Annotated in this window: 6 protein-coding genes; 3 read left to right on the top strand and 3 right to left on the bottom strand. The window is 74.6% G+C overall.

What is annotated here, in order from left to right:
• The coding region (locus ACWF94_RS29860; protein WP_453495292.1) for a phosphatase PAP2 family protein at nucleotides 1-1,030 on the bottom strand (1,030 nt) is incomplete at its 3' end.
• A 351-nt stretch (nucleotides 1,031-1,381) separates the two neighbouring features.
• Between ACWF94_RS29860 and ACWF94_RS29855 the strand changes: the two genes are divergently transcribed.
• The 3 genes from ACWF94_RS29855 to ACWF94_RS29845 all read left to right on the top strand — a co-directional run bounded on the left by ACWF94_RS29855 (nucleotide 1,382) and on the right by ACWF94_RS29845 (nucleotide 4,486).
• On the top strand, nucleotides 1,382-2,569 hold the full coding sequence (locus ACWF94_RS29855) for a sulfite oxidase (RefSeq protein ID WP_453495295.1): 1,188 nt from the start codon (nucleotides 1,382-1,384) through the stop codon (nucleotides 2,567-2,569).
• Nucleotides 2,570-2,664: 95 nt separating this feature from the next.
• The gene (locus ACWF94_RS29850) at nucleotides 2,665-3,882 is read left to right on the top strand and encodes an aminotransferase class I/II-fold pyridoxal phosphate-dependent enzyme (protein WP_453495289.1); all 1,218 of its coding nucleotides are present in this window, start codon (nucleotides 2,665-2,667) and stop codon (nucleotides 3,880-3,882) included.
• Nucleotides 3,883-4,108: 226 nt separating this feature from the next.
• Nucleotides 4,109-4,486, top strand: a complete 378-nt coding sequence (locus ACWF94_RS29845) for a hypothetical protein (RefSeq protein ID WP_453495286.1) — start codon at nucleotides 4,109-4,111, stop codon at nucleotides 4,484-4,486.
• Between the two features lie 136 nt (nucleotides 4,487-4,622).
• Here ACWF94_RS29845 and ACWF94_RS29840 read toward each other — a convergent pair whose 3' ends face one another.
• A complete protein-coding gene (locus ACWF94_RS29840; protein ID WP_453495283.1) occupies nucleotides 4,623-5,297 on the bottom strand; it encodes a DedA family protein in 675 nt (224 codons plus the stop codon).
• Complete coding sequence (locus ACWF94_RS29835) at nucleotides 5,294-6,064, bottom strand: MBL fold metallo-hydrolase (RefSeq protein WP_453495280.1); 771 nt, start codon at nucleotides 6,062-6,064, stop codon at nucleotides 5,294-5,296. The genes ACWF94_RS29840 and ACWF94_RS29835 overlap by 4 nt, the downstream gene beginning before the upstream one ends.
• Nucleotides 6,065-6,270 lie beyond the last annotated feature (206 nt).

Genomic DNA, 6,270 nt, shown 5'->3' with positions numbered 1-6,270 from the left:
CCTTGACGGCGTCCCCGCCCGCCAGCGCCCGGCAGGTGTCATCGAAGGTCTCGATGCCGAGGTCGTACGCGAAATGGTTGAACGTACCGCCGGGGAACACCGCGAGCGGCACCCCCCGCTCCGCGGCCAGTACCGCCGCCCGGTTGATCGTCCCGTCGCCGCCGATGACCCCGAGTGCCCGGCCGCGCAGGACGGCCTTCTCCAGCGCCGGGACGAGTTCGCCCGGCCCGCACTCCACGATCTCCGCCGACGGCAGCGCCTCGCGCACCGAAGCCGCCTCGTCCGCCGACCCCGCGCGCCGGTTGACCACGATCACCAGACCCTCGCCCCCGGGCAGCGCGGGCGCGTCCGTCTGCGGGCGGCCCGGCGGCGGAAGCTGGGACCTCGTCGGCACTAGCCCCCGTACGGCGAACGCGGCGCCCACCCCCAGCGCCGCCCCCACCAGCACATCGCTCGGATAGTGCACGCCCGTGTACACCCGGGAGAACGCGACCGACGCGGCCACCGGGGCGACCAGCGCGCCCCAACCCATGAGACCCCCGGACTCCAGGGCCACCCCGGTCGCGAACGCCGCAGCCGACGCGGAGTGCCCGGACGGGAACGACGTGGTGAACGGCTGGCGCTTGAGCTGCCGTATCACCGGAACCGCTTCGAGCAGCGGACGTGCCCGGCGCACCGACCGCTTGCCGACCGTATTGATCACGGCGGACGCGAGACCGAGCGACGCCACCCCGCGCACCGCCGCCCGCCGCGCCCGCACCCCGCGCCCCACCAGCGCGATCCCGGCCGCCGTGCCGAACCAGAGCAGCCCGTGATCGGCGCTTCGGCTCAGCCGGGGCAGCACCGGCTCGGCGCCGGGCCAGCGCCGGGTGGCGATGGTGTGGAAGACCTGCCGGTCCCACCGGCTGAGCAGCTCCCGGACTTCGGCCCGGAGCCGTGGACCGGGCCGTATGTGCAGGGAATGCGTGAGACGCACGGAATGCGCTGAAGGTACGGAATGCGCTGAAGGTACGGAATACGGGGAAGGCATGGCTCGCGGGTACCCCCTGAGGGCGCCGCCCACGCCCGGGGACCCCCATTCGCCGACCGGCCCGCGCCCCACGCCCCGGAGCCGTGGCGCCGGGCCCACGCCCCGCGCCCCACGCCCCGGAGCCGTGGCGCCGGGCCCACGCCCCGCGCCCCGCGCCCCGGAGCCGTGGCGCCGTGGCGCCAAGACCCCGGCCGCCCCGGGACCGTGGCCGGACCCACGCACCCTGTTGGCGCCCGGGGGGCCACGGCTACGATCGCGTCCATGGTCGTCGTCCGCATAGGCAACAGCGTGTCCCGGGCCGCTCTTTCGCGCCGCGCGCGGTCCTGTCGCGGCTGAACCCTGGAGGCCGTGGTGTCCCTCGCTCCCGATCGCCGTCGACTGCTGAAACTGTTCGCGGCGGTGCCGGCCGCCCCCTACCTGACCGCCGCGCCCGCGTCGGCGGCCCCCCTGAGGGCCGCGCCCGGCATCGTCAAGCCGCTGCCGCCCGAGCTGTTCACCGTGCGCGGCACCAACGCGGAGAGCAACTTCGCCGCCTTCCGGGACACCGGAGCGCTCACCCCCGCCGAGCGGTTCTTCGTCCGCAACCACACCTCCACCCCCAGACTCAGCGAGAAGGACTGGACCCTGACGGTGTGGGGCAGTGGGCTGCACGGCAGGCGGCCGGTCGAGTTCAGCTATGACCGGCTCCGGTCGCTGCCCTCCGTCACCCGCACCGCCGTCATGGAGTGCGCGGGCAACGGGCGCAGCTTCTTCGCCACTCAGCAGGGCGAGCCGGCCACCGGCACACCCTGGACGCTCGGCGCGATCGGCGCGGCCCGCTGGCGCGGAGTGCGGCTGCGCGATGTGCTGCACCGGGCCGGGATCTCGTCGTCCGCCGTCGAGGTGATGCCACGCGGCCTGGACGACGACTTCATCAGCGAGGGCGAGAACCTCGGCCGGGTGCGCCGACCGCTGCCCGTCGCCAAGGCCGCCGACGATGTGATCCTCGCGTACGAGATGAACGGCGAACCGCTCCCGTACGACCACGGCTTCCCGGTCCGGGTCGTCGTCCCGTCCTGGGTCGGGATCGCGTCCGTCAAATGGGTGGGCGACATCGAGGTCAGCGACCGGCCGCTCGTCTCGCCGTGGAACACCCGGTTCTACCGCCTCTTCGGGGCCGCGTACCCGCCGGGCGGCAGTGCGCCGCTGACCCGGGGGACCATCAGGAGCGCCTTCGAGCTGCCGTTCGGCGCCACTCTGGCCGCGGGCACGCCCATGACGCTGACCGGCCGCGCCTGGTCGGCGCTCGCCCCGGTGTCCCGGGTCGAGGTCAGCACCGACGGCGGAGCCCACTGGCAGCGGGCCGTTCTGCGCGACACCCCCCGCCGCGACGGCTGGGTCCGCTGGGCCCTCCCCTTCCGGCCGTCGCGCACCGGGCCGGCCGAACTGCTCGCCCGTACGACCGATCTCGCCGGGAACACCCAGCCGGAGCGGACCGTCCACAACACCCAGGGCTATCTCTTCGACGCGGTGGTACGCCACCGGGTGACGGTGATCTGACGGGCCTTCCCCGTTCCGCTGCGCGGGCGGCGGAGCCCGGACGTTTGTATAAAGGGCTGGTGGGCCCGGTGCGGCCCGGACGGCGAGGTGGCGGTATGCGGCACACGGCCCCCGAAGGGCGCGGACCCGTCCGCTACGGGCCACCCGCGCCCGAACCGGGGCTGCCCGTGCTCGAAGAGCTGGCCGACGTCGTCGCGGGGGCCGCGGCCCTGGCGCTCGGCGAGCCGCCCGGGGGCGGCCCGGAACTCCGTGAGGCGGCCTGCGGCTACTGGTGGCGGCGCGGGCTGCGCAGCCGGGCGGACGAGGTCGTCGCCGCTCCCGGCCCACAGCCGCTGCTGCTCGCGCTGATCGCCGCGTACGGCGGGGATGTGCTGATGCCCCGGCCCCGGCCGGCCTGGTGGACTCCCGGGACCCGGCTGCTCGGCCGCCCGGCGTACCACGTTCCGACGCCCGCCGATTCCGGTGGTGTGCCCGACCCGTTCGCCCTGCTGGAGACCGTCCGCCGGGTCCGCGCGGAGGGCGGCGACCCCCGGCTGCTGCTGCTCTCCGTCGCCGACGACCCGACCGCCGCGGTCGCCCCGCCGGAGACCGTGCGCGAGGTCTGCGAGGCGGCCGTCGGCGAGGGGCTGCACATCGTCAGCGACGAGACCTGGCGGGACACCCTGCACCGGCCGCACGACACCGTGCTGGTCAGCCCGGCCGAGATGTGCCCCGGCCAGGTCACCGTCCTCAGCGATCTCGCCGGTGCGCTGCTGCCCTCCGCCTGGCCGGTCGCCGTCGCCCGCTTCCCGCCGGACGGCGACGGAGCCGCCCACCGCGCCCGTACGCTCGACATCCTCACCGCCCTCGGCGCGGTCGTCGCCGAACCGGTCGCCGCTGCCGCGGCCTACGCACTGGACGAGCCGGGGCCGGTCACCGCCCGCACCGGACAGGCCGTCGCGCTGCACGCCCGGATCGCCGCCGCCGTACACCGCGCCGTCCTGGCCTCCGGCGCCCTCGCCGGGCCGCCGCGGGCGGGCCGCCATGTGTACGCCGACCTCGGGCCGCTGCGTCCCGGCCTCGCCGAACGGGGTGTCGGCGACTCCATGGAACTGGAGGAGTATCTGACCGCGAGGCTCGGGGCACCCGTACCGGGCGGGCACCGGTTCGGCGACGAACTGGGCGCGCTGCGGGTGCGGCTGGCGACCGGACCGCTCCTGGGCGCTACTCCCGAGGAGCGCCGGGAGTCCCTCACCTCACCGGAGCCCCTGGAGCTGCCGCATGTCTCGGGGACGTTGAGCATGCTGGGAACCGCCTTCGGCGAACTGCGCTGAACGGAGCCGCAGCCGCGAGCCGTAAGCCGTGGAAACGAAGCCCCACCCCCTGCCACCAGCCCGGAGTCAAGGCGGAAACAGGCCGTCGCGGTGGGCGCGGAGGCCGTGGCGGTCCGCGCGGAGGGTTCACCCGTACGTGGGATTATGACGATTCGCTTACGGGTGGACACTCAGGGCATTCGACGGAGGTCCGGCAAGGGCCTCCGAGGACGAAAGGAGGGTCAGCGTGGCCGCATCCAATGGGTCCAACGGGTCCAATGCGTCCGCCGTCCCGCAGATCGTCGGTGGTCGGGAGGCGCCCGACCAGAGCGAGGGAGCCGTCGCGCAGATCGGCGGCAACCTCGCCGCGGCGTGGCGGAGCTGGTGGTTCTGGGGCCCGGGGAACGGGACGCACAACCTCCAGCTCCCCTGGAGTGTCATCAATCCGAACTCGACCGTGGTGATCGAGGCCGCCGAGATCGACGGCAACAACGTCCGGTTCGTCGGCGCTGCGCCGTTCACGATCCTCACGATCGCCCCGGGGAACGGGATCGTGACGTTCAAGATCAATATCGGCTGGAACAGCCCGATCCCGATGCGTACGGACGTGCTCGTCTTCAACTGAGCGCCGCCGTCCAGGCGTGGGCCCGGGAGGCCGAACCGGCTCCTGGCCGCCCGGGTTCACGCGGGCTTACCCGGTCTCAGGCGGTCTCACCCGGTCTCACCCGGTCTCACGCGGGCCTACCCGGTCTCACGCGGGCTCAGGCGGGCCGGCCCGGCGCCCCCGGGCCCGCCCTGCGCTCCCGTACCCGCCGCCACAGGGCCGGCACCCCGCTGATCACCACGGTCAGCGCGACCGCCACCAAGACCCCCTGCCACGCCTCGTCGAAGAGCGATCCGCCCAGAATCCCGATCAGCTGATACGTCGCCGCCCAGGCCAGACACGCCGGAGCGTCGCCGCGGACGAACCTCCGCAGCGGCATCTTCGCCAGCAGGCACGCCAGCATCACCGGTATCCGCCCGGCCGGGATCAGCCGGGACAGCACCAGCACCGCCACCCCGTGGTCCGCGAGCTTGCGCTGGGCCTGTTCCAGCCGGTCCGGCGCGGCATGGCCGCGCAGCTCCTCCAGCCAGCGGGAGCCATTGCGCGAGCGGACCCCGCGCTGCCCGAGCCAGTACAGCGTCACATCCCCCAGGAAGGCCGCCGCCGACGCGACCAGGAAGATGAACAGCAGCGCCGACGGCGACGCCTGATGGAAGGCCACCACCGCCGCCGAGCTGACCACCGCGCCCGTCGGCACCACCGGCACCAGCGCACCCAGCGCCACCAGCAGAAACAGCGATGGATAGCCCACGGCCTGCTGGGTGGACTCCGGGGGCAGCTTCTGTACGAAGTCCGACACCTGCCCGTACCACTCCGAGAGCGTGGAACTCACCGGGCGGCCTCCGGCCTGAACCGTTCGCCATGGCCCAGCCGGTGCACCGCCACCTGGGGCGCGAGCCGGGCCGCCTTGCGGACGAACTCCTCGCCCGGTGCGTAGAACTCGTGCGGGCGCACCCCGTCCATCCCGATCGGCCAGTATGTGCCGTAGTGCACCGGGACCGCCGAGTGCGGCGCGAGCGCGGCCAGCGCCTGCGCCGCCCGGCCGGCGTCCAGATGCCCGTGGCCGAGATAGGGACCCCAGCCGCCGACCGGCAGCAGGGCCACATCGACCGGCCCCACCGCCTCGGCCATCGAGTCGAAGAGACCGGTGTCCCCGGCGAAGTAGGTACGCGCCTCACCGCTGATCACATAGCCGAGCGCGGGCGAGCGGTGCGGGCCGAGCGGCAGCCGCCGCCCGTCGTGCAGCGCGGGCACCGCGCGCACCGCGACCCGCCCCAGCGGTATCTCCTCGCCCGGACCCACCTCGGTGACCCGCAGCCCCATCCGCGCCAGCGCCGGCACCGACCTGGTCGCACCGCGCGGCACCACCAGCCGGGTACCGGGCGCCAGCCGGGCGAGCGACGGCAGATGCAGATGGTCGGAGTGCAGATGGGAGACGAGGACGGCGTCCGCGACCGCGGCCTCGGGCGGCGGCAGCGCACCGCGCCGTCTGCGCAGATGGGCGAGCCGGCGAACGAACAGCGGATCGGTCAGCACCCGCACCCCGGAGTCCTCGACCGTGCAGGTGGCATGACCCCACCACGTGACCTCCACCGGCACGCGCCCTCCCGCTGACTCGACGGCGCCCCGGACCGCCCGGGGATCTCCGTATGAGCCTAAAGGCTGTCCGGCGGATCGGGCCGGACGCGGGAGCGGGGTCCGGGCGAGGCCGGGCAGGCCGGGCGCCTCGCCGGGCCCACCGGGCCGAGGCGGGCCCCTCCCACGCCGGAGGCTGTGGGGGAGCATCGCGAGGCGGAGGATCATCC

It is taken from the genome of Streptomyces sp. NPDC055078 (genome assembly GCF_053607985.1).
The sequence above is the reverse complement of the archived record's forward strand: the minus strand, read 5'-3'. Positions and strand labels throughout refer to the sequence as shown.

Coding starts and splice junctions, on each gene's coding strand:
- ACWF94_RS29850 (WP_453495289.1), top strand. CDS start 2,665: ATGCGGCACACGGCCCCCGAAGGGCGCGGACCCGTCCGCTACGGGCCA.